The organism is Collinsella sp. TF06-26 (genome assembly GCF_002232035.1).
GTDB lineage: Bacteria > Actinomycetota > Coriobacteriia > Coriobacteriales > Coriobacteriaceae > Collinsella.
Map to the genome: position 1 here is coordinate 59,425 of NZ_NKXR01000010.1, position 24,118 is coordinate 83,542.

Below are 24,118 nucleotides of genomic sequence, written 5' to 3' on the forward strand. Positions count from 1 at the left end.
AGATGCCAAGATTTCAGCTTTGCTTAAGTAATGACATGCTTATAGGCCAATTCGTTTTATGCCGTCATGTCTATTCGATATAGCAGTCGATAGCAAAACTATATGTTGAATCGTTAATAAAGTCTGTAATCGTCGCGCCCATACCCGATCCGCACGTCCACTTATCCTTCTCCGCATCGTATGGCGTTGGCCCCCACCCCGTTTCATATGATGCTTCGCTTTCTGTGAAGTAGTTCATCACATATTTATCTTTCTGCATGAGCGCATACCAAGCGTTTGCATACATCACAAGCGGATCGGTTTGAATTATCGAATATTTTCCTGACCGAATTGCAATGCTTTGCCCATCTTCAGAATATTCAACAACAATCTCAATCTTTGCCAACACCGGCAGTGAATCATCTGACTCCCTATGAACCGTCACCAAATTCTTAGTTGCCGCTCTTGTCAGGGACGCTGCACCGTCATTATTCCTGTTTATGCTGCCAACAGCCATTTTTCTATTTCCGGCACCCAAGACATCTTTGCTTCGCGCCGAGGACACAATAACCCCAGCCTCATTCCGAACTATCATGTCGGTCACAAGCGTCAATCGTTTTTGCGCATTCGTAAGCTGCGCAGCGTTGGCCCCTCTCGCCCCAGCAAACATAACAGCTCCTGATGCCAAGACGAATAGCTGTCTTCTGTTGATCATTCCTCTCGCTCCTCACCGATTTAGTTAACTTTTTTCCATATAGTAGGGATGCAAAGTTTCCTCTTCTAAATTGGCATCACTTGCGAAGAATAGAATCCATTTCTCTCCCGCCTTCAGCCCTGAAGCAGTTCCGGTATTAAAGTAACTACGGATATCAATCTCTTTCCGCCCTCCGCTTGACACGAGAGCCTCAAATTGTCCGTTATGAATATCCGACAGCGTCTGTACTTCAACTGAAATATGTTCGTCATCTTTTCCACCGATGACCGAGGGGCTCGGTTGATAGGCCGCGACAACCAATATCCCAAGAAATGCGCAAAGAAGCCCCAGCGTTTTACGTATGCGCTTTCTATCATCTTCGCCGTCACTCTCCACAATACGTCCCTTCATGCGATATATAAATCGTTGTGTCATATGGAAGAAAACGCAGCTGATTGAACCAACCATCCCAGACAACAAGCATATATTTCTTATCATTTGAATATGTATTATGCATAGCCACATATCCCGCAACAGCCATCGCATGAGCGTCATGGCTTGAACTGAGAGTCCCAGAAAAGATACTGAGATTTCCAGAATCTGCAGTTGCCCTGAAAGAATCCCAAGATGGATACCAGGCAAATGATGTCTCAAGCCTTTTCCCGCGCCTAGCACAGAACTCCTTAATAGCCGGGGCAGCATTTGGAGATGGAGTCTCTCCTTGGGTAAAGTAAAGGCCCGTAGCTTGATCGAATGACTTATTTGGTTTGCCGGATGTTCCCGATAACTGCCAAAGCTCATGATATAAGTCTGGCAATTTGAGCCGGTTTAGCGTTACATAATGGCTGCTTACCGCAAACATCGCAGACACATCGCAAGCATAGGTCCCCGTTTCTTTAATAACCTCTGATTGTGTAGGCGTTATCATCCCTGAAATAGTTTTACTTGCGTCAATGACATATCCTTGTTTATACAGGTCTTTGGGCAATACGAAAACATCCTCGAACCTGCCTGGAGATCCGCTGCGGCTATTTCCCACAGAAAACACCGCTGTTGACCGGCATCCCTTCTCATCTAAAACAACGTTATTATCCAGATCTGCAATACCAAAAGACAGCTCGTCAAATTTCAAAGCAACGATGTCATCTTGGGATGCGAGAAGGGCTATTTCATCGCTTGTATTCTCAATGGGCATAGGGGCGTTCGGAGCCAAGCAGTATTCGCTGATCCACCAAGATCGCTCTGAATCAAATACGACGTAGCCATAGTTAACGTCATCCCGCTTCGCGCGAACGATATACCCGATTGATTCCCCATCGGAATTCACCATTTTTACTGGGTCACAAGCGGTCACCGGCTCATCCGATACGTCATCAAAGAAAGCTTGCGCTTGCTCCACAGCTATTTGCGGTGTGACACGAACCAAGTCGTCGTCTCCAAAAACCAACCTTGGAGACATCAGGGCGGCAAGCAATACTATGAATCCGACAATCACCTTTCTCGAATAACGCATTTCTTCCTCCATCCGTGCAGTAGGGAGATACGGTAACTAAATGATATTCGTGAGATAGTGCTATACGTTTGATATTGTTTTTACTGACACACTTTAAATCGGTGAAAGGTCTTCTTTTTCGCCCTAAACGAGAAAAGGGTACTGGAGAAATCTCCGGTACCCTCACATTCCTCTATTTACTTGCTAGTCCTTAAACAGATAGCCCACGCCGCGGACGGTGGTGATGTGCGCCGCGATCTGCGGGCCCACCTTGGAACGGATGCGTCGGATGTGCACGTCGACGGTGCGCGTGCCGCCGCAGTACTCAAAGCCCCACACGCGGTGCAGCAACACCTCGCGGCTGTAGGCACGGTTGGGGTGCGTCGCCAAAAAGCTCAGCAGCGAGTACTCCATCAGCGTCAGGTCGATGGGCTCGTTATCGAGTGTCACCTGGTAGGTGGCAAGGTTGATCTCGAGGTTATCGATGTTGAGCACATCGTCGGCGGTGACGGTCTCCTCCTCGCCCATCAGGCGCTGCGCGCGGGCCTTGAGCTCGTTGGGCGTCGCCGTTGGGCATACAAAGTCGGCATGCGCGTGATTGGGCAGGCGCAAGGTACCGAGCGCCTCGTCGTCGACAATCACCAGCATGGGGACACCGCCGCGATCGTCAAGCCACTTGGCAATCTGATCGATGCGGTCGCTGCGGATGCCATCAGAATCGAGGATCAGCAGGTCAAAGTCGTGCGCCGCAGTCGGCGAATCGGGAGTGGCCAGACTCACCTCGACGCCCAGGGTGGTCGTCAAGCTGCGGGCAAACTCGTGGAAGCGCGTCGTGCGCGCCATGAACAGGGCACTCTTATCGGACATATCGGCCTCCAAAGAAATGAGCTCAATCGTACTGAAACAAGCCAGCGCGATTAGGAGTTCGCCAGGTAGTGCTTAATCTCCCACTCGGTGATCGTGGACTCAAACTTATGCCACTCGTCGCGCTTCTTTTTGAGGAAGAAGCTGTGGATGTGCTCGCCGAGGGCATCCTTCATAAACTGCGAGTCCTCAAACACGTCGAGCGCCTCTTTGAGCGAGCGCGGCAGCGGCGTGTAGCCGGCCTCGACCATCTGACGGTCGGTAAGCTTGAGCGTCTCGGCCGTGGCCTCGGGCGGGAGCTCCAGCTTGCGCTCGATGCCGTCCAGACCAGCCGCCAGCGTGACGGCGTTGACCAGGTACGGGTTGGCCATGGGGTCGGGACTGCGCAGCTCGATGCGCGTGGACAGCGGCTTGCCGGGCTTGTAGACCGGGATGCGGACCATACTCGCGCGGTTGCGCAGGCCCCACGTGGCGTACTGCGGCACGGAGTCGCCACCCGTGGTGATGCGCTTGTACGAGTTGACCGTGGGGTTGGTGATGGCGCTGATCTCGCGCGCGTGCGCTAAGATGCCGGCCATGTAGTGCTTGGCGATTTCGGAGAGGTGGTACTTCTCGTCGTCCTCGCCCCAAAAGACGTTGTTGCCGTCGTGGTCGAACAGCGACTGATGCAAAAACATGGCGCTGCCGTCCTCGCCCGCCAACGGCTTGGGCATAAAGGAAGCGTGGCAACCGCTCTCGTAGGCCTGCTGCTTAATGATGAGCTTGGCCGTGGTGACGGCGTCGGACATGCTCAGGGCCTCGGCGTGACGCAAGCTCATGCCGTGCTGCGAGCGGCCGGCGGCGTGGAAGGTGTACTCCACGGGCACGGACATCTTCTCGAGCGTGAGGACCGTGTTGCGACGCAGGTCGCGGGCGGCATCGCTCACCGAAAGATCGAAGTAGCCCACGTTGTCGAGCGGCTCGGGGGTGTGCTCGTCGGGGAAGTAGTAATACTCCAGCTCGGCACCCACGTTAAGCAGATAGCCAGCCTTCTCGGCCTTGCGAAACATGCGGCGCAGGGCGTCGCGCGGGTCGCCGGCGAAGGGCTTGCGATCGGGAGTACACACGTCGCAGAAAACGCGTGCAACGCCGTTATGGCTCGGGCGCCACGGCAAAATCTGGAAGGTCGAAGCATCGGGAAACGCCAGCATGTCGGCTTCCTCGGGCGTGGCAAAGCCCTCGATGGCGGAGCCGTCAAAGCCAATACCCTCCTCAAAAGCGACCTCGAGGTCCTCGGGGCTAATGGCAAAGTTCTTGAGGCGGCCGAGAATGTCGACAAACCACAGACGCACAAAGCGGATGTCACGCTGCTCTACGGAGCGGAGTACGTAATCGATGTTCTGCTGGTTCATGTCGCTCCCCTTTCTTTCGGGCGGGTTTCGACTGGTCTATATCGCAGATACTATCGCAGAAAAATGTTTCCGCAGGGTTAAAGCGTATCAAGCGCCCAAAAAACGTGCTTGAGCAGGCCGTTGCGAACGAGCGGCTAGCGCGAGGTCGAAGCGCGGTGTTCGATGTGGCCGGGGACCTCGATGCGCTTGGGGGCGAGCTTTGCGGCGTCGCCCACCGTAGTGGTAACGACGTCGATGCGCTCGGACAGGCGCTCGACCACGCGCTCGGCAATGGTGAGAGTGTCCTGCGCGGCCGTGGTCACACCGCCAAAGAGCACGTGGTTCCAGGGATAGTCGTCAAACGTTGCGATCTTGAGACCCGCCGGCAACGAAGGTCCCAACTGTGCCAGCGCCTCGGTCAGGCGCAGGAAGACCAGACCGTTGACGGCAATGAGGCCGAGCTTTTTACCCGCATAGCCGCAGATGGTCTCGTCCAGGCGACTGACACCCGTGGCGCCACCGTCGGCCAGGGTGACGACCTCGCCCGCAAGACCGCGGCGCGAAAGCTCATCGGCAAAGGCCTCGGCGCGCTCGCGACGCACGGGGCTGTCATCGCTTGCCTCGGTGAGCAGGCACAGGCGCTCGCTGCCAGCAGCGGCCAAGGCGTCTACCAGGCCGGCAACCAGCTCGCGGTTGTTAGAGGTCACCAGATCGATGCCACCGTCGGCAACATCGCGGTCGAGCAGCACGACGGGCAGGCGCCCCGCGGCCGCGGCGATTGCCTCGTCATTGCCGCCACAGGTGTTGACGACCAGACCGTCCACACCGGCATCGATAAGTCTGGTGAGCGACTCTGCCTCCTTGGCGGGGTCGTTGCCACTAATGGCCGTCATGAGCGAGCAGCCGCGCGCGGCGGCGCTGGCGGAAAGCCCTTCGAGCATGGCGCTGGAGAACGGGTTGGCGATGTCGGCCAAAATCACGCCGATGAGGTTGGTACGCGAGCTGCGCAGATTGCGCGCGGCGGCACGTGGACGATAGCCGGTGCGCTCGATAACTGCCGCGATGCGAGCGCGGGTTTCCTCGGTCATCTGCCCGGGGCGGTTGTTGAGATAGCGCGAGACCGTGGCCGGGCTCACGCCCGCCTCGGCGGCAATGTCCTTGATTCTCATCTGCGCCATAGCGCACCCCGTTTCCCAATTGTCGGCAGTCTGGGCCATTTTAGGCATTTTTTTAAAAATCTCGCTTGCAAAACGTTGTAGGTGAGTATACTACAAGTCGAAACGAAACCGATTTCGTAAACCGATTTCGGCAAGCGTTGGCACGGAGGTGCAAAGATGTACCCTACCGTCTTGGCACCTCCGTGCCAACGCCATATCAAAGGTGTACGCACGAGTAAGAAGGAGCTGCGCGACCATGGGTAAAACGGTTCTTACCTTCGGCGAGATCATGATGAGGCTCTCGCCCAAAGATCATCTGCGCATTGAGCAGGCGACCGAGTTTGATGTCCGCTACGGCGGCGCCGAAGCCAACACCGCGCTTTCCCTGGCCTACCAGGGTGACAAGGCAGCTTACGTCTCCGTTGTCCCGGCCAACCGTCTGGGCGAGTGCGCCCTGCGTTCGCTGAAGGTCTACGACGTCGATACCTCACGCGTCGTGCGCCAGGGCGACCGTCTTGGCTCCTATGTGTTTGAGGTCGGCGCCTCGCAGCGCGGCAACGGCTGCGTCTACGACCGCAAGTACTCTGCCATCAACATGGCCAAGCGCGACGTCTTTGACTGGGACGAGATCCTCAAGGGTGTCGATGTCTTCTACTTCTCCGGCGTGACGCCCGCCGTCTCCGACGAGATGGCCGCCGCCTGCAAGGATGCCCTCACCGCCTGCCGCGCCAAAGGCATCACCACCGTGTGCGACGTGAACTATCGCGGCAAGATGTGGTCGCCCGAGAAGTCGCAGGCCACCATGAAGGAACTCCTGCCGCTCGTTGACATCTGCATTGCCAACGACGAGGACGCTCCTGCCGGCCTCGGTATGACCTGCGTCTCCGGCTCCCTTGCCCACGGCATCGAGGAGCGCGACACCTACGTCGAGATGGCCCGTCAGATCTGCGCCGAGTACGGTTGCAAGAAGGTCGCCTCGGTCGTCCGCAACATCTCCTGCGTCGAGCGCTCCATCTGGATGGGCATGCTCTATGACGCCGAGAGCGGCGAGCACTGGTTCTCCCCCGCCCACGACGTGCACGTGCTCGAGGGCGTTGCCGCCGGCGACGCTTTCAACGCCGGCCTCGTCCATGCCCTCATCAACGACTTTGACCCGCAAGACGCCGTCAACTACGCGATTGCGGCCTCGATCCTCAAGCTCACCATCAAGGGCGATTCCAACCTGGTGACCGCAGACGAGATCGCAGCCGTGGCATCCGCCGCCGACGGTGGCACCCGCGTCGCGCGCTAAGCCGTCCCCATTCCGCGGGCCGCAGCTTTCCATACCCATACCTCTGCAGCCCGCTCCCCGATTCCTCCAGCCAGGTAGAACCACTTAGTCCCATTCCGGTTTTGTCTGGCATTCCTTCACGACTGGCCTCGTAGCCGGTTCCGAAATTGCTTGTGACCCAAGCAGTGCCTCCGATAACCAATCCGGAACCGGCTCATGGCCAATCTTCTTTGGCAATCACGCGCCCGTGCGCGCCTCACATCGAAAGGAACACTATGTTCGATCAGTTCTACACCACGCTTGAATCCTTGGGCATCGTGCCGGTCGTCGTGCTCGATAAGGTCGAGGACGCCGCACCGCTCGCCCACGCCCTTATGGCAGCCGGCATGAAGTCCGCCGAGGTCACCTTCCGCACTGCCTGCGCCGCCGAGTGCATCGCCGCTATGGCCGAGGCCGAGCCCGAGATGTGCGTCGGCGCCGGCACCGTCCTGACCGTCGAGCAGGTTGAGCAGGCCCGCGCCGCCGGTGCCAAGTTCATCGTCTCCCCGGGTTACAACGAGGACGTCGTGAAGCACTGCATCGACATCGACCTGCCAGTGCTGCCCGGCACCGTGACCCCCTCCGAGGTTACCGCCGCCGAGAACCTGGGCCTCAAGGTCACCAAGTTCTTCCCCGCGGCTCAGTACGGCGGCCTCAACACCATCAAGGCCCTCGCCGCTCCGTTTGTCGGTCATCGCTTTATGCCCACCGGCGGCGTGAGCACCGCCAACGTCGAGGAGTACCTGAGCTCCAGCGCCATCATCGCCTGCGGTGGCACCTGGATGGTCAAGCCGGCCCTGTTCGCCGACGGCGACTTTTCCAAGGTCGAGCAGATCGCCCGCGAGGCCATGGACGTCGTCAAGAAGGTCCGCGGCTAGGTTTAGCTCTCTATCGTGAAAGGGGGCGTGTCCTAGACCTCGCCCCCTTTCTTTTAAAGCGGCTCGGAAGCGCGCCGTTTCCGTCACGAACAAGAACCGAAACCGTCTTGTATGCTGATAGAACGTGACGGAAGCGACACGCCCCCGAGCCGCTTTGTCTACTCGGCTGGCAGTCGCACTCAGCTGAGCCACCTCGACAAAAGCCAGTCCACCAAAACAGCTGCGGCGCCGTCTGGAGGAATGAACCCTTGCTTCCGGTCTTTTCCTCCAAGCGGCGCCGCAGCTTTTTCATGCCCCGGTAGCGCCTCGCACTTGCGGTGAAATACGGACTGCTTACGCCGCCAGAGCCGCAAAACAGTCCCTATTTAACCGCAACTAATAAAGAAGAGGACGAATTAGATTGCCGAGTCTTTGGGCAGCTCAAAGCAGTCGGGATGTAAGGCGATAACCGGGCCCTGTTCCTCGGGCATCAGATGCAGGTGCGTTTCCGCCAGATAGCTCGCCGTGTCGGTATCGCCCTTCTTAATGGCCTCGAGAATCCGGCGATGCTGCCGACGAATCGGCTCCCAATCCAGATCCTGCGACACCATACGTAACCAGTTGTATCGCTCAAAATGCGTGTTGACGCTCTTCATCCAATCCCACAACATATGACGGCCGGCAATCTCAAAACACGTCTCATGGAACAGGTTGTCCAGATCGAAAAAACGACGCGTTTCGCGATGGTCGAGCGACTCGGACTCGGCAAGAATCTGCTCCAGCCGATGCTTTTGCTCGGACGTGGCGGCCGAGCAGCATTTGATGAGCACGCTTCTCTCGAGCTTCTCGCGCAAGAAACAGGCGTTCTCGGCGCGCTCCATGCTGATTTTTGAGACATAGGTGCCGCTTTTGGGACGCGTTTCCACCAGCTCTTGCTCGCGCAGGCGTACAAAGGACTCGCGAATGGGCGTGCGCCCGATTCCCGTCTCCTTTTCCAGACCAATCGCCGAAAGACGTGTGCCGGGTTTGAGCTCGGCATAGATGATCTTGGAGCGCAATGCGTTGTATGCCTGATCTTGCAGGCTCTGATAAAGCTGATGTTGTTCCATAAAGCCCTCGGATGAAGCTCACGGTTTGTCGAATTACACCACGTAATACTATCGCATCCCCCATCCCACGGCGATGTTTGAGGGGTAGGGCCGGGATTCGGCTTTTGACCGATAAGTTGTTGCAATTAGATGAACGTTCACCTAATTTCTTCTATTTCGCTTTGCAAATGGATTCCCATACGTATACTAAATCTCAACGAAACCGATTTCGTCAAGCCTGGGCAATAGGATGCTAAGACGCACCCTACCATCTTGGCATCCTATTGCCCATGCCATGCCATTTGCTTTCTTCCCGTCTCGTTGAGCCCTTCAGTCCCATTCCGGCACAACGAGACATTCCTAGACGACTGACCATGGGGCCGGCTTTTCTGCCGTTGAGGCAGTGCCTCCGATAACCCTCTTTTTGCCGGCCCAGGTCAGACATTTCTCTTTAAATATCCTTCAATCGAAAGGATGCAGCAGCGTGCGACCGCTCATCATCATGCATGGCGCAGACATCGATTGGCGTCATACCGTCATAAGAATGCTGATGTATCTGGCGGGCGTTGCCGTGCTGGCACTCGGTATGAGCCTCCAGACGGCATCTGGCCTGGGCGTCGCCGCGCTCACGTGCTTTGCCACGACCCTATCCATGCTCACGGGCAAGACGCTCGGCTTTTGGATTACAACTACCTATGTCGCTTACATCGCGGCGCAGCTCGCCATCTTGCGACGCGAATTTCAACCGCGCATTTTGCTCGAGCTTTGCTTTTCAACGCTAATGGGCGGCTTCACCGATCTGTTCATGGCGTTCAACCCGCTGCATCCCACGGCGCTCCCCGCGCAGGTTGCGACCATGCTGCTCTCCCTCGCTATCACCGCATTTGGCGTCAGTCTCGTCGTCAACATGGGCGTTGTCCCCAACGCACCCGACGGCTTGGTGCAGGTCATTGCGGAAAAGCTCAAGCGCCGTTTTGGAGACGTAAAGGTCATGTTCGATTGCTCGCATGTCGCCGCCTCGCTCACGCTGTCGCTGGTATGCATGCACAACTTAGGCGGCTTTGGCGTAACCACCGCCATCTCGGCACTGTTCTTGGGCCACATCATCAACTTCGCCAACAAGCTGTTTGCCCAGCGATTCGTCCGCATGGCGTTTGGCGCCAAATAGCGAACAGCCGCGGAGCAAACGAGGCTCGAGTGCCCGGCATATCGATGTCGCAAATAACGACGCACGCGCTATACGGACGATGAGGAATAGCCCGTCGCAAACCCCGCAAGCGGAGCTATATGTTGCTATAACTTGACATAAATTGGTCCATTGCCAGCCGGCATGCAAAAGGCCCCAAGCCATTCGCGGCTTGGGGCCTGCTTGGTAACACAGGTCTTTCGGACTACGCTCGCTCGTATTTCGTGGCGCGGCCTGTCCCCTGTTTCATGATCGCGTTTCGGCTGAGCAGAGATTCGAGCGCGGACAGTGTTCGCGCACGGCTCAGCCCCGTCTGTTTCTCAATCTCACTTCGCGACATAATTCGTCCGCCCGACAAGGCCTTAAGAACCTGAGCCTCTTCTCCAGACCCTTCAAAGGCATCGGTAACGGGCAACGCGACAGCTACCACGCCGCCACGAATATCAAAGACCGGCTGATTAATCGAATCGCGATAGGCACGCCTAATGCGCGCAATTCCCGTTCCAAACTTCTCGATATAGTCCAACTTTAAGAAGACCTCGGCAACGATGGGATTTCTGAGCACGGATATCTGTCCATACAGGTATTGCTCCGTCGTCAAGCCAGCGGGCAACGACCCGGGTGAAGTCACAACGACGCGATCATCATACAGAGCAACCTGAACATTCGCTTGCACGTCCCACGTCCGATGCACTAGAGCGTTTGCAACTGCCTCGCGGAATGCCTCGAGGGGAATCCGGTCGGTCTGAACACGCTCGACACCTTCGATGCGCTCATAACGATAGTAGCGCGCGAACATGGCAACTGCTCTATCAACCTGCTCAATTGCAGACAGGCCCGTCGTCGTCTCACGATCTAAAAGCACGTCCTCGGTGTCGCCAAAACGAACGCAGTCGATGCCCGGAAATTCGTTGTTATCCGCCAATATCGCCGCGGCATTGGTATAGCCATCCTTGCCGAGCAGGCGAAGCGTTCGCATGATATCCGACGTGAGCTCAGAAATGCCTAGATGCTCGATGCACTTGTGCTCGAGCGTATGAAAACTCAGGTCCTGGCGAGCCGAGGTGAGCGCATCGAACGTCAGATTGCTGCCTTCGAGCGTCAGCCTGCCGTACTCAAAACGGTCGACCTCTACCGTCGCCGAATCATTTCGCCTGTAGGCCTTCCCCTTGCTTCGATAGGGCTTGTCCTGCCCCTCGTAAACCGTAAGCGTTACAGTTCCGCGGTTCTCGTCGAGCTCGAGCGTGTAACGAGGCGCAGGATCCAGACTGTCATTAATCATGTTCTCGATGCGCAGACACTCCGCAACCGGGTCAGAAAGACCGACTGCAACACCACCGTCGTCAACGCCAAACTCTATCTTGCCCGTCCCGTAGTTTGCATAGGCGCTCACCGTTTTAAGAAACGTCGGCGTTACGCTTTCCTTGTATTCGACGGTAGGACTCTCTCTGACAACCATACGTACGGTCCTTCTCCTTTTCATGCTCATCTGAACCGTATTATAAGACGAAAAACATTTGCGTACGGCTTAGAACCAGACGCAAACTGTTTTCGTCTTATTTGCGTACGGAAACTAGATACAAATTTCACGTTCATACGACTATTTACCAAACGCATAGTGTTTTCGTCCGGCAATGCGTCCGTAATCCAAACAAAAAGGCCCCGAGCTCGTGTTGAACTCGGGACCTCTTGCGCCGCGCATCTATGAGAGGAGAAATGCGATGCGCACGGGCGCTACTCCATGTAGCAGATATCGCGACGAGCGGCTACAACCGTTCACCTTTTAAAAGTGAACGTTCACCTGATTCTAGGAAAACCTGACTTTTAATTCCTCCGCTTCTCCTATACTGAACTTGTAATAGAAGCAAGACTTATATAGATGAACGTTTCTTTTGGAAGGATTGTAATGTCTAACCTTATGGACAGCTTCCGCCTAGACGGCAAGGTCGCGCTCGTGACCGGCGCCACCTATGGCATCGGCATGGCCATAGCCGAGGCACTCGGCGAAGCCGGCGCCAGGATCGCCTTTAACGCCCGTCACGCCGACAAGGTTGCCGAGGCCGAGAAGCACTACCGCGAGCTGGGCTTTGATGCTCACGGCTATGTTGCCGACGTCACCGACGAGGCCGTCGTCGCCGAGCTCATCGCCAAGATCGAGGCCGATTTTGGCACCACGCCCGACATTCTGGTCAACAACGCAGGCGTCATCCAGCGCACCCCGATGCTCGACATGAGCGCCGAGGACTTTCGTCGCGTCGTCGACATCGACCTCAATGCCCCGTTCATCGTGTCCAAGGCCTGCCTGCCGGGCATGATCGCCAAGGGTCACGGCAAGATCATCAATATCTGCTCCATGATGAGCGAGCTGGGCCGCGAGACCATCGCCGGCTATGCCGCCGCCAAGGGCGGACTCAAGATGCTCACCAAGAACATCTGCTCCGAGTTTGGCGAGGCCAATATCCAGTGCAACGGCATTGGGCCCGGCTACATCGCCACGCCGCAGACCGCACCGCTGCGCGAGACGCAGCCCGACGGCAGCCGCCACCCGTTTGACCAGTTCATCATTGCCAAGACGCCGGCCGCCCGTTGGGGCACGCCCGAGGACCTGAAGGGCCCCGCCGTGTTCCTGGCTTCCGACGCATCGAACTTCGTCAACGGGCACATTCTGTACGTGGACGGCGGCATCCTCGCATACATCGGCAAACAGCCGCAATAAGGAAACTGGGCGAGGCGGTCGGCAGTTAAGTCTGCTGCTCGGACAGTCCTGCGCAAGACGGAAAGCACATTAAGTGCTTTCCTTTGCGTGCGGAACTCGCGACAGACTTAACTGCCGACCGCCCGCATAGCTCATCGCGGGTTGGCTTTGCCGCCGCCCGCGCACAGAAACAAAAAACTGGAAGATTAAGTTGAAAGGTTGACTCAAATGAAGATCGCTCTAATCAACGAGAATTCTCAGAACTCCAAGAACCCTATGATCGAGGCTGCCCTTAAGAAGGTTGTCGAGCCCATGGGGCACACCGTCTTTAACTATGGCATGTATGCCGACGCCGACTCCAAGCCCCTCACCTACGTGCAGAACGGCATTCTTGCCGCCGTGCTGCTCAACTCCGGCGCTGCCGACTACGTCGTGACCGGTTGCGGCACCGGCGAGGGCGCCATGCTCGCCTGCAACTCCTTCCCCGGCGTGCTGTGCGGCCATGTTGCCGACCCGCTGGATGCCTACACCTTTGCCCAGGTCAACGATGGCAATGCCGTCGCCATGCCCTTCGCCCTCAAGAACGGCTGGGGCCAGGAGCTCAACCTCGAGTACACCTTCGAGAAGCTCTTTGGCTTTGGCTCGGGCAACGGCTACCCCGCCGAGCGCGTTGAGCCCGAGCAGCGCAACAAGAAGATCCTCGACGGCGTGCGCGCTGTGACCATGCGTCCGCTCGTCGACGTCCTGGGCGAGATCGATCAGGATCTGGTGAAGGGCGCCCTCGCTGGTGAGCACTTCCAGGAGTACTTCTTTGCCAACGCCACCGACGAGGCCATCATCGCCAAGGTCAAGGAGATCTTGGGCCTGTAATAAGGCCCACGGGGCGCACCGACCCCCAACAAACCGCCAGACAAAAGGCGCCGCGACGATCCATGTGTCGCGGCGCCTTTTTAGATTGGCTATCGCTTGAGTCACCGCAAGGCGGCCGCTCCCCTATTTGCCAAGAGCCTACAGCTCGCAGGCGACCTTGTAGCCGTCGCCGATGGCGTCGCGGATGTTGCCGCACTTCTGGGCATCGCCCAGCACGTGGGTGGCAACGCCGGCAACGGCAAGGTCATCGGCCAGCTTGGTGTTGGGGCGGTAACCCATGGCAAGAACCAGCGTGTCGGCGTCGGCGATGGTGTGGACCTCGCCGTCCTTTTCGTAACTGATGGTGTCCTCGGTAATCTCGGTCACCTTGGCCTCGGTCAGCACGTGAACGCCCTTGGAAAGCATACGCGTGATGAGGACCGCGCGACCGGCGCCGCCCTCGTTGGCGGCGAGCGTCTTGGTCATCTCGATAACGGTGACGTCGCGGTTTGCCGGCGACAGATCGTTGACCAACGGGGCCAGGTAATCGGCCGTCTCGCAGCCGACGGTGCCGCCGCCCACAATGACGATCTTCTTGCCCGGGAAAGCCTTGCCGCCCAGCAGGTCATCAGCCGTCATGACCTGCTTAAAGCCCTGCATAAAGGCCGGGGCGATGGGTTCGGCGCCATAGGCCAGGACAACCTCGTAACCCGCGTAGTCGCGCTGAATATCCTCGGCCGAAAGCTCGGTACCAAAGACGCACTTCACGCCCGCCTCAGCAAGACGGCGATACTGGTACTTGATCACGCGGGTGAGTTCCTGCTTTGCCGGCGGAACGGCCGCGATGCGCATCTCGCCGCCCGGTTCGTCCTGCTTGTCCACGAGCACCACGTTATGGCCGCGCTTGGCGGCAATGTAGGCTGCCTCCATGCCCGCGGGACCGGCACCCACAACGAGCACGTTCTTTGCCTCGGCGGCAGGCTCGTAGCCAGCCTCGTCACGCTCCACATCCGGGTTGACGGTGCAGGAGATGCGCTTGCCGAACATGATACCGTTCAGGCAGCGCAGGCAACCGATGCAGGGGCGGATGTCGTCGGCGTTGCCGGCAGCAGCCTTGTTGCAGAACTCGGCATCGCACAGATTGGCGCGGCCCATCATGCAAATGTCGGCAGCGCCGTCCTCGATCAGCTCCTCGGCGATCCATGCCTCGTTGATGCGGCCGACGGTGGCGACGGGAATGTTGACGTGCTTTTTGATCTCGCGCGAGCAGGCGGCGTGCGAGGCCTGCTGCGTACCGGCGGCGGGAATGGCGGAGCCGCGCTTGATGGTAGTGCCGCCCGACACGTGGATCATGTCGACGCCGGCCTTCTCCAAGCGACGCGAGACATAGATCATGTCGTTGAGGGTCAGGCCGCCATCGGTGTACTCGTCGCCCGAGATACGGACGTCGATGATGAAGTCCTTGCCGCAGCGCTCGCGAATCTCGGCGATGACCTCGAGCAGGAAGCGCATGCGGGCGTCGAGCGAGCCGCCGTACTCGTCGGTGCGCTTGTTGTAGAGCGGAGTCAAAAAGCCGCCGAGCATACCGTGGGCGTGCGCCGCATGGACCTCGACGCCATCGACACCGGCCTTCTGCATACGCACGGCAGCGTCACCGAACTGATGCGTGAGCTCGTGAATCTCATCGACCGTGATGGGGCGCGGCGCCTCGCGGGCATAGGACGGGCCCACAAAGGACGGAGCGATCAGGCGCGGCGTGCCCGGAATGTTAAAGGCCATGTAGGCGGGGTGGAAGAGCTGCGGCATGATCTTGCAGCCGTACTCGTGGACGGCGGCGGCGAGCTTTTCCCAGCCAGGGATAAACGTGTCGTCGTAGCAGCACATGTCACCCGGCAGATAGGTATAGGTAGGCTCGACCGTCACGACCTCGGTGATGATGAGGCCCACGCCGCCCTTGGCGCGGGCACGGTAATGATCGACCAAGTCGTCGGTCACATAGCCGTGATCGGCCAGGTTGGTAGATACCGGCGGCATAAAGACGCGGTTCTTGACCTCGGTCGTACCGACCTTGATCGGACTAAAGAGCATTGGATAGGCGGAGGACTCCATACAGGGTTCCTTTCGTTTGAGCCGCTCGGCGGCAGTTGCTAACGTACTTATCGTATCAGCAACTGCGCTGTACCCGACCGTACACGCTCCCCCGGCTTTTACTCAGCCCACAAAAAGTTGCGGTGGAATACGGAGTAGATAAGGCCTTTGACAGCCAAAACAGTCCGTATTTCACCGCAACTGATGGGTGGGATGAGTTAGAGGCCCAGGTAGCCGGTCATGCCTTCGACGGCAAGCTTGGCGCCGGCCACGGCATGGACCACGGTGAGCGGACCGTTGACCACGTCCCCGGCGGCAAAGACACCCGGCACGGTGGTCATACCGCACTCATCGACCGAAAGAAGACCGCGATGGTCGGTCTCCAGACCACCCGTTGTAAGCACGAGCTTGTCTTTGGGCACCTGCGAAGCCGCAATCACAACCGTGTCGGCGGGCACATGGTCAAGCTCTTCCTCGTAGCCCACCACGTTGTTGTCCTCGTCAAAGATAGCGGTCTCGAACACCGGACCGTTATCGTCGATGGCGCAGATTGCCTTGCCGCACACGATCTCGGCACCGTCGAGCTCGGTCAGCTCGACCTCGTCATCGATAGCCGAGATATGGCGCGAACGAGCATACACGGTAACCTTGCGAGCGCCCGAGCGCAGGGCCGTGCGGGCGACATCCATGGCCACGTTGCCGGCGCCGATGACTGCCACGTTCTGCCCGATCGCCACACTCGTGGGATCGACCAGGTAATCGATACCAAACAGCACGTTGCCACGCGACTCGCCGGGAATACCCAGCTTGCGGGCGCGCCAGGTACCGGTACCCACAAAGACCGCATCGTAGCCGTCGCGCAGCAGATCGTCGATATGCAGCGCGCCGCCGATGGTGGTCGAGGGGCGAACGCGCACGCCGAGCGAGCACATCACGTGACGGTACTTTTGCACCAGCGAACGCGGCAGGCGGAATTCGGGGATACCGTACTCCAGCACACCGCCGATCTCGGGGCGCTGCTCAAACACCGTAACGGCACAGCCCAGCTGGGCCATCTTAATGGCTACGGTAATGCCGGCAGGACCGGAGCCGACCACGGCAATCTGCTTGCCGCACGACGGCGCGGGCTTCCACTCCTTGCGGTCCAAATACGCGGTCGAGATATAGTTCTCGATGCTCGAGAAATGCACCGGCGTGCCCTTGCGGCCCTGGATGCACGCGCCCTCGCACTGGCCCGAATGGTTGCAGACCATGGAGCAGACCGCGCTCATGGGATTGTTCTGAAACAGCAACTCGCCCGCCTCTTCAAGACGGCGTTGTTTGAACAGATCGACAACCTGCGGAATAGGCGTCTGCACCGGGCAGCCCTTAAGCTGGCAGAACGCCTTCTTGCACCCAAGGCAACGGTTCGCTTCCTCAACAATATGAATAGCCATCGGTTCCTCTCCTGGACCTCTACGACAATCTCTTTCGCCAACCTGCTTCGTTACAGAATCACGTGCTCGCACATCACGCTGTGCCCCATGCGTAGCAGCTCGTCGCGCGAACGCTCGACCGTGGACGGTGTGCTGTTCTCGATAACGGTCATAATGCCCGGTCGCGCGGCCGCGGCCCAAGCGGCAATAGCCTCAAAATCAAAGTTTCCGCACGTACAGGCGCCGTGGCATACCAAACGAGAGCCCGAGCCATCACACCAGCCATCCTGGTCCTCGTTGTCTACGATCTCGTAGTCCTTGGCATGCAGCACGCGAATCTTGCTGCCGCACAGGTGCAACATGCGCGACACCTGCTCGGAAGCCTCACCGACGATCGTGGGATGCAGTAGCGACACCGGATCGTAGATCACGCCGAGTGCGGTGCTCGAAACGCGCTCCAGAACCTCGCGGCAGCGCTCGGGCGTATTGACGATCTCATTCCAACCGGGCTCGATCAGAAGCTCGCCGCCCTCCTTTTCGGCCATCGAGCACACGCGTGCGAGTCCTTTGCAAAACGTATCGAGCGCAGCGGCCGAAAAACGGTCATCGGCCATCTTGTTCTGCGCGTTAGGGCGCCCCGTCTCGGTCCCCACCGGACAGCCCCCAAGCCAGCGCGCGAACCTCAGGCACGCCTCGTACTCGGCATAGGTATCCACCAGTTGATTCTGATCGGGCGTTGCCAGGTTTTTATAGCAGCCGAGCACCGCCACCTGCACGCCGCTGGCGGCGAGCACCTCGCGCAGATGGTCGGCGAGTTCGTGCGTAAGGCCGGAACGGTTAATGCCAAAGGACTTGTAGAGTACTTTGCTCGGCAGCTGAATGCACGAGAAACCCAGTTTGCCCGCCATGCGAATGCGCTCCTCGACCGTACCCTCGGGCAGGTCGTGCAGGCGCACGCCGACGCTCAGTGCTCCTTTTGACTGCGCCATGCCTAGACCTCCTTGCACGCATTGATGCCCGGGGTGTATCCGCCAAACGGGTCTTCGATGGAGCACACACCCGAGGGGGCGAGCGGATCGCGCTTACCGGCCAACTTGTCATGATGCATGGTCTCGATATAGGCGAGCACCAGCGGCGCCACGCCCTTCGCGTCGTTTTTGACGACGGGCTCGCTCATGTAGTAGCCAAACGTGCCCTCACGGTGCGCGGTGTTGCCAAGACCCGCCACCAGGCAGATGTTGTCGAGCGCCAGCTGTCCATCGCGCTCGGACAGGCACGTGTCGCAGATGCCGTCAAACGCACGGCGGCCGTACTGGTAGTAGCGCTCGCCCAGCACGCCCAGGCGCACGCCCTTCATGATGGCGTTGGCGAAGATGGCGCTGCCCGACTCCTCCAGATAGTTGGGGGCGATGTTGGGCAGGTTGATGACCTGGTGCCACATGCCGGTCTTCTCGTCCTGATACGGCAGCATGGCGTCGATCAGGTCGTGGAACATCTTGCGGATCTCGTCCTTCTCGGCCGACATCGAGGGCGGCATGAGCTCCCAGGTATCGATGAGCGCCATGGCAAACCAGCCCTCGGCGCGCAGCCAGAAGTTGGCCGAAAGGCCGGTGACGGGATCGCACCAGAACTGCTTGCGGCTCGCGTCGTAGGCGTGATAGTACAGGCCGTTGAGGGGGTTGCGCATCAAATCGTGCACCACTTGGAACATATGGAAGCTATCCGAGCAGGCACGGCGGTTGTGGAAGCTCAGCTCGTACTGCATGTAGAACGGCTGCGCCATGTACATGCCGTCGAGCCAGATCTGGTTGGGGTAGACGGCCTTGTGCCAAAACACACCCTCTTTGGTACGCGGCTGGGTTTCGAGCTGACGATAGATGGTATCCATGGCGGCACGGTACTTGGGCTTGCCTACCAGGTCATAGAGTTTGTAGAGGGTCTTGCCTGCATTGACGTTATCGAGGTTGTACTCCTGGGGATTGTAATGCTTGATGGTGCCATCGTCCTGGACAAAGAAATCGATGTAGTCATCGGCAAAAGTCAGGTAGCGCTGCTCGCCGGTGATCTCGTACAGCTCGATGAGTGCCTTGATCATGCAGCCGTCAATGTAATTCCAGGTGTTCTCCTTGCCGGCTCGAAGCTTTTCGATGTTCCAGGCCGGCGCCTGAGGCGTAGAGGTCTCGATCAACTGCTCGATATAACGGTCCAGAATCTGATTGCAACCCATTGCTGTCCCCTCTGACGTTATTGATGGGTGAACGTTTCCCCTAGTGTAACGCGAACGGGGATTATAGGGTGAACGTTAACCCTATAATCCCCGTGAACGGCAAACTTTTAACGGCAAACGGCGGTGAGGCCCGCAGCGATGCGATGCGCCAGGCGCTCATAGCCGGCAGGGCTGTAATGCAGACCGTCCGGCATGTAGAGCTCGCTGTGCTCCGGCAAAAACGGGCTGATGCCGCTTTGCGCATACAGGTCGATCACCGGCACCGAGTAGCGATCGCAGACCTCCAGCATCGCGCGCACATAGGCGTCTTGCGTCAGGCCCAGATGGTTGGCCTCGTTGCTTGCCGGAATATCCTTCTCGTGTTTGCCGCTCGTCTTGCACGGCGTCATAAACACCAGCTTTGCCTGAGGCGAGCGCGCCGTGATGGTGCGGATCAGGTAGTCGAGCGCACCGTAGAACTCGTGCACGTCCGTGCTGCCAAGCTCTCCCAGCGGCACGTTACGGCTAAAGTCGTTAACGCCGCCAAAGACGATGCAGATATCTGCCGTGTGATCGATGCCGTCCAAGCGCTCGACAAACGAATCGCCACGGTCGGCCTTAACGGCAATGCGTGAACCCTTGATACCAAAGTTCTCGACGGTGGCGCCGCCCAGCAGCGCACCCAGATGCGAAGTCCAGGAGATATCGTTGCCTCCCCCACCGCAGCCGTTATCGCCCCAGGTGGTCGAGTCGCCAAAGCAGCAGATGGTCGATTCGCTCAAGTTTTTCGTTTCCATATTCTTCTCCTCACCCGCACATCGGCGGTCTTACAGGTACATACCGTTCATTCGCAACATCCGAGGGGCTATGCGTGGGCGCATTCCGCAACTTGCGAATCGAGCCATTCGATATCCTCGGCAAGATGCGCCACGCCCAGGTGGTGTCCACCCGGGCAGACCTCGTGCAGAAGGTTTTCGTCCTTGCCCAGCAGCGCGTAGGCGTCGCGAACGATATCGAGCTGCTCGTCTACGTTCGCAAGCCCGCGGGCGCCGTTGAGATGGTCTTTCTCGCAGCTCTGAACCAAGAGCGGCCGTGGCGCGACAAGCGATGCAATGTCGCCCATGTCGAGCAGACGCCAGAGTCCAGGCGTGTAATTGCAGCTGCAATTGCCGTTGAGGTGCAGTAGCGAATCATCAACGCCGTACAGATAGCCCGAGACAAACGCCTTGCGCACGCGCGGGTCGAGCGCGGACAGGTACAACGTCATGTAACCGCCGCCCGAAAAACCAAAGCAGCCCAGGTCGTCCATGGCAATGTCACCGCGTGTCTCCAAGTAATCAATCAAGCGCATGTTGTCCCAGGCGTTGAGGCCCGCGACCGTAAGACCCAGCGGCTCGGCCATACGTGCTTGATTCAGACACGTACCGCGCAGGTAGCTGTTCTCGTCGTCGCCCTGACCCTTCCAGTCACGACGGTATCCCCAACCACGCGCATCGGGGCAGACGGTCACATAACCCATGCGCGCCAAACGCAGACCGTAGTCGTAATTGAACTTACGCACGGCGTCGTCGACCGCCGGCACGCCCGCAACGCCGGCTATGCTTGCAGCACCCGCCCCCTGGTGACCATGCGGGCAGATATAGCAGCGCTTGAGTCCCCGCTCGTCAAGCTTGGGGCGGGACGGCTCCAACAGGTAAAACGGCATCCACACATCGTGCTCAACCTGCAACACCGCATGAGTACGCACGATGCTGCCGGCAACCCGCACGCGATTGAGCTCACGAATCTCAATCGGGGCGCGGTCCATAAGCGAAAGACCCAAAATATCGTGCAGACGAGTCCTGGTCGCAGCCTTCCATGCCTCAAAGTCTGTGGAAGTCTTGCCCGTAAATGCGGCCGAGCGCCCTTCGCGCTTCAGCTGGGCGCGCAGCGTAGGTTCGTCCTCGTAGTACGTCTCGATGTGCACGGTGCGGCCATTGGCGGATAGCCCGGCCGTCTCTACCGCATCACCGTCGCCGCCCTCGGGATCCCAACCATCCGTGCCGGCAAGCACTCGGTCACGTGCATAGCGTTCGGAATCCTGACCGGTCAGGCAATGCGCCCACGGCACCCAAGCGGCAGTATCACCCGCCGGGCCAAACAGGGCACCGCCGGCATACAGGGTGCCGCCATGTGCCGCTGGCTTATTCCAATCCCACCAACCCTCGAGTGAAATATGGGGGCCCAGCCAGCATTCGAGCAAAACGGTCTGGGCCCACTCGCGCCATGGACGACCCAGATAGACCGATCCGGGGGCAATGCCCTCATCGGCTGTAAACGAACAGCCATGAAACACAAATCCGTACGGCTCGCCCTGAGGCGTGGAGGCTGCCGTTACATACCCGTTGACACCCATATCGCGGTTGAGCGAGCGAATCTCACACCCCTCAAAGTAGGCACGCGCGCCGCCAAAGATAAAGTCGACATCGCCCTCGATCCGGCAACGTCGAAAATACTGCCGCCCCACGCGGCGCGGGGCGAACTGCTTGGGGCCTATAAAGCCGCCCGGCTTGGCCTCGCGCGGCGGCAGCGGCCCCAAAAAGAGCGTGTCCTGGTGTCCCTTAATGCAGCAGGCATCGACAACCAGGCGGTCACCATCGGCATACAGGGCAATCGCCTGGCCGACCTCGCGACCGTCACCGGCGTTGTTTTCGATTGTTAGGCCCGCAAGCGTCACGTCGTCGGCATCGACCAGCAGCGTGTACGTACGGAAGGTGCCGAGTCTTCCATCCTGGCCGCTACCATCTTCCGAAGGCATCTTGGCACCCAGGCCTCCCACGATACGCACGCTGTCGGCCGTCTCGCCCTCGAGCGTCACATGCGGACGACGAATTTCGACCTGCTCGCGATACTCGCCCGGCGCCACCAGCACACGCACCGGCACGGTCGTATCGGACACGCACCGCTCCGCCGCCTCGAGCGCCGCCGAAATGCTGCGATACGCGCCTTCGCGTTCGAGCGATACCTCAAAGAGCTGCTCTTTACCACTCATCTGTCATTACGCTTTCTGTCACAGAACGCCCACCATGCAATGCCGGCACCTATAGATTGTGTGCGACAGCCGGGCAGACCCGACCGTCGCACGCCTCAACATGCCGTATTCACTTGTGCAGGAGCACTACCCTACGCGCGGATAACCTTGTCGACGTTTTGCAGCTGCAGCTCGTCGCCATCCTGACCCTCGATGCGCACGTTCTGCAGGTCGAGGACTTTCACGTTCTGCGCGATGATGCCCTGGCGCACCATGGGCTCCACGCCGCAGGCCATGGCCGGCACAAAGGGCTCGGCATCGGCGGCAAAGGTCACATGGACATCCTGGAACGTCAGGCGCGTCACCTTGCTCTCGGGAAGGCCCGTGATATAGGCCGCGGCCGCATGGCAGTTGGTGGCCTCGATATCGCAAAACGTCGTGGCGCCAAAGCCGGGCGTACGGTCGTCGACGGGCAGCGCCTCGCGAGACTGCACGTAGTCGGTCTTGCCGTCCTTGTCGCAGAAGTAGAACGAGTTGACCACGAAGGGCGTGAGCACCTTATCCATGCGAATGTGCTCGAAGGTGATGCCCTCGTTGACGGCGTCCTTGCCGCGTCCGCGGCGTGTCTTGACGCGCAGGCCGCGGTCGGTGCGCTCAAAGAGGCACTTGCTCACGGTGAGGTCCTTGATGCCGCCGGCGGCCTCGGATCCCAGCACCACGGCGCCGTGGCCGTCGTGCATGTAGCAGTGCGAGATCAGCACGTCGTGCGTGGCGGGACGGAGCTCGGGTTCAATGCCCAGTTTGCCGCTCTTGATGGCGATGCAGTCGTCGCCCACCGAGAACTGACAGCCAAGGATGCGAACAAAACCGCAGCTCTCGGGATCGAAACCGTCGGTGTTGTGGGAGTTCTTGGGACCCTCGATGGACAGGCACAGGGCATCGACGTGCTCGCACAGAATGGGATGGATATTCCACGCCGGGCTGTTGCGCACGGTAAAGCCGGCAAGACTCACGTTTTCGCACTCGGACAGGAAGATCATGCGCGGGCGGGCGATCTCGCGGCCCTCCTCGGGACGGAAGACGTTCTTAAAGTCCTTGTTCCACCAGTTGTCCTCGGCAAAATCGGTCTGGCCGTCGATGGCGCCGCGGCCATAGATGCACACGTCGTGCACGCTCAGGCCCGTAAAGGTCGAACAGTAGGTCGAGAAGCTCTCGCCCTCCCAACGGCCCAGGGGCAGCATATCGGTGCCGGCATACCCGGCGCCCTCGTCGCCCGTGACCGTGCCCGGAATGTAGGCAAGCGCCGCGCGGTCGTGACGGGCCAGCAGCACCGCGCCCTCGGCAAGCTCGATGTTGATATTGCTCTTAAGGAAGAGGGACTTGATGCGGTAGTTGCCGGCGGGGATCAGCACGCGCCCGCCCTTGGGGCAGGCCATGATGGCAGCCTGAATGTTGGTGGTGTCATCGTGCTCGGCATCGCCCTTGGCTCCGCAGTCGCGAACGTTGATGGTAAAGGGCTCCGCCGGCGTGGTGACGCCTACGCTCAACTCGCGCTCGCCGCAGACAAAGCGGATCAGGTTGCGCTTGCCGGGGGTCAGGCCATCGACATAGGTCTCGACCGTATTCGTGGTACCGGCGGGCTCATCGTTGACAAAGATCTCCCACGTATCGGCACAGGTAAAGTAGCCGCCATCGTCGAGCTCGATAACGGCCGCGCGGGCATTGCGCCAGATAACGTTCGTCTCCATGGGTCTCTCCCTCAAATGTAATCAGAAGTTCATACTACTCGTTTTTAAAAAAGGGCCGTACCCGCCGGTGGATCTCCGGTGGCACGGCCCTGTGGTTTGGACGATGCGCCT

20 protein-coding genes are annotated in these 24,118 nt (G+C 59.0%); 5 read left to right on the forward strand and 15 right to left on the reverse strand.

Features of this window, described 5'->3' with window-relative positions:
* Positions 1-70: 70 nt before the first annotated feature.
* From CHY22_RS06840 to CHY22_RS06865, 6 genes are all read right to left on the reverse strand, one after another.
* Positions 71-694, reverse strand: coding sequence for a hypothetical protein (locus CHY22_RS06840; protein WP_089573198.1), 624 nt, complete (start codon positions 692-694; stop codon positions 71-73).
* 24 nt (positions 695-718) lie between these two features.
* Positions 719-1,069 carry a hypothetical protein gene (locus CHY22_RS06845; protein ID WP_089573199.1) on the reverse strand — a complete coding sequence of 117 codons (351 nt, stop codon included), beginning with the start codon at positions 1,067-1,069 and terminating at the stop codon, positions 719-721.
* The gene (locus CHY22_RS06850; RefSeq protein WP_089573200.1) at positions 1,059-2,186 is read right to left on the reverse strand and encodes a hypothetical protein; all 1,128 of its coding nucleotides are present in this window, start codon (positions 2,184-2,186) and stop codon (positions 1,059-1,061) included. The genes CHY22_RS06845 and CHY22_RS06850 overlap by 11 nt, the downstream gene beginning before the upstream one ends.
* Positions 2,187-2,369: 183 nt before the next feature.
* Positions 2,370-3,032 (reverse strand): response regulator transcription factor, encoded by a 663-nt coding sequence (locus tag CHY22_RS06855; RefSeq protein WP_089573201.1) that lies wholly within the window; start codon positions 3,030-3,032, stop codon positions 2,370-2,372.
* 50 nt (positions 3,033-3,082) lie between these two features.
* Complete coding sequence (locus tag CHY22_RS06860) at positions 3,083-4,420, reverse strand: glutamine synthetase family protein (protein ID WP_089573202.1); 1,338 nt, start codon at positions 4,418-4,420, stop codon at positions 3,083-3,085.
* A 134-nt stretch (positions 4,421-4,554) separates the two neighbouring features.
* Positions 4,555-5,577, reverse strand: coding sequence for a LacI family DNA-binding transcriptional regulator (locus CHY22_RS06865; protein ID WP_158551177.1), 1,023 nt, complete (start codon positions 5,575-5,577; stop codon positions 4,555-4,557).
* 235 nt (positions 5,578-5,812) lie between these two features.
* On the opposite strand from CHY22_RS06865, the gene CHY22_RS06870 reads away from it, so the two are divergent.
* Together CHY22_RS06870 and eda are read left to right on the forward strand one after the other, a co-directional pair.
* Complete coding sequence (locus CHY22_RS06870) at positions 5,813-6,847, forward strand: sugar kinase (protein ID WP_089573204.1); 1,035 nt, start codon at positions 5,813-5,815, stop codon at positions 6,845-6,847.
* Between the two features lie 254 nt (positions 6,848-7,101).
* On the forward strand, positions 7,102-7,743 hold the full coding sequence (gene eda / locus CHY22_RS06875) for a bifunctional 4-hydroxy-2-oxoglutarate aldolase/2-dehydro-3-deoxy-phosphogluconate aldolase (protein WP_089573205.1): 642 nt from the start codon (positions 7,102-7,104) through the stop codon (positions 7,741-7,743).
* A gap of 395 nt (positions 7,744-8,138) precedes the next feature.
* Here the strand turns inward: eda and CHY22_RS06880 are convergent, their stop codons facing one another.
* Complete coding sequence (locus CHY22_RS06880) at positions 8,139-8,831, reverse strand: GntR family transcriptional regulator (RefSeq protein WP_089573206.1); 693 nt, start codon at positions 8,829-8,831, stop codon at positions 8,139-8,141.
* Positions 8,832-9,294: 463 nt separating this feature from the next.
* Between CHY22_RS06880 and CHY22_RS06885 the strand changes: the two genes are divergently transcribed.
* Complete coding sequence (locus tag CHY22_RS06885) at positions 9,295-9,978, forward strand: DUF6198 family protein (RefSeq protein WP_089573207.1); 684 nt, start codon at positions 9,295-9,297, stop codon at positions 9,976-9,978.
* 223 nt (positions 9,979-10,201) lie between these two features.
* Here the strand turns inward: CHY22_RS06885 and CHY22_RS06890 are convergent, their stop codons facing one another.
* Positions 10,202-11,455: an ATP-binding protein gene (locus tag CHY22_RS06890; RefSeq protein WP_158548901.1), complete on the reverse strand. Its 1,254-nt coding sequence runs from the start codon at positions 11,453-11,455 to the stop codon at positions 10,202-10,204.
* 447 nt (positions 11,456-11,902) lie between these two features.
* Here CHY22_RS06890 and CHY22_RS06895 point away from each other — a divergent pair, with 447 nt between their 5' ends.
* Complete coding sequence (locus CHY22_RS06895) at positions 11,903-12,712, forward strand: gluconate 5-dehydrogenase (protein WP_089573209.1); 810 nt, start codon at positions 11,903-11,905, stop codon at positions 12,710-12,712.
* Between the two features lie 207 nt (positions 12,713-12,919).
* Entirely contained in the window at positions 12,920-13,561 is a 642-nt protein-coding gene (locus tag CHY22_RS06900) for an RpiB/LacA/LacB family sugar-phosphate isomerase (RefSeq protein ID WP_055309683.1), read from the forward strand.
* 138 nt (positions 13,562-13,699) lie between these two features.
* On the opposite strand, the gene CHY22_RS06905 is transcribed toward CHY22_RS06900, so the two are convergent.
* The 7 genes from CHY22_RS06905 to CHY22_RS06935 form a co-directional block, all read right to left on the reverse strand.
* Entirely contained in the window at positions 13,700-15,649 is a 1,950-nt protein-coding gene (locus CHY22_RS06905) for an NAD(P)/FAD-dependent oxidoreductase (protein ID WP_089573210.1), read from the reverse strand.
* Positions 15,650-15,846: 197 nt separating this feature from the next.
* Entirely contained in the window at positions 15,847-17,064 is a 1,218-nt protein-coding gene (locus CHY22_RS06910) for an FAD-dependent oxidoreductase (protein ID WP_089573211.1), read from the reverse strand.
* A 50-nt stretch (positions 17,065-17,114) separates the two neighbouring features.
* A complete protein-coding gene (locus CHY22_RS06915; RefSeq protein ID WP_089573212.1) occupies positions 17,115-18,032 on the reverse strand; it encodes a sugar phosphate isomerase/epimerase family protein in 918 nt (305 codons plus the stop codon).
* Between the two features lie 2 nt (positions 18,033-18,034).
* On the reverse strand, positions 18,035-19,270 hold the full coding sequence (locus CHY22_RS06920) for a glycoside hydrolase family 88 protein (protein ID WP_089573213.1): 1,236 nt from the start codon (positions 19,268-19,270) through the stop codon (positions 18,035-18,037).
* Positions 19,271-19,377: 107 nt separating this feature from the next.
* The gene (locus CHY22_RS06925; protein ID WP_089573214.1) at positions 19,378-20,046 is read right to left on the reverse strand and encodes an SGNH/GDSL hydrolase family protein; all 669 of its coding nucleotides are present in this window, start codon (positions 20,044-20,046) and stop codon (positions 19,378-19,380) included.
* Between the two features lie 68 nt (positions 20,047-20,114).
* On the reverse strand, positions 20,115-22,280 hold the full coding sequence (locus CHY22_RS06930) for a pectinesterase family protein (protein WP_089573215.1): 2,166 nt from the start codon (positions 22,278-22,280) through the stop codon (positions 20,115-20,117).
* A gap of 131 nt (positions 22,281-22,411) precedes the next feature.
* Positions 22,412-24,007: a glycoside hydrolase family 28 protein gene (locus CHY22_RS06935; RefSeq protein WP_089573216.1), complete on the reverse strand. Its 1,596-nt coding sequence runs from the start codon at positions 24,005-24,007 to the stop codon at positions 22,412-22,414.
* Between the last annotated feature and the right edge of the window lie 111 nt (positions 24,008-24,118).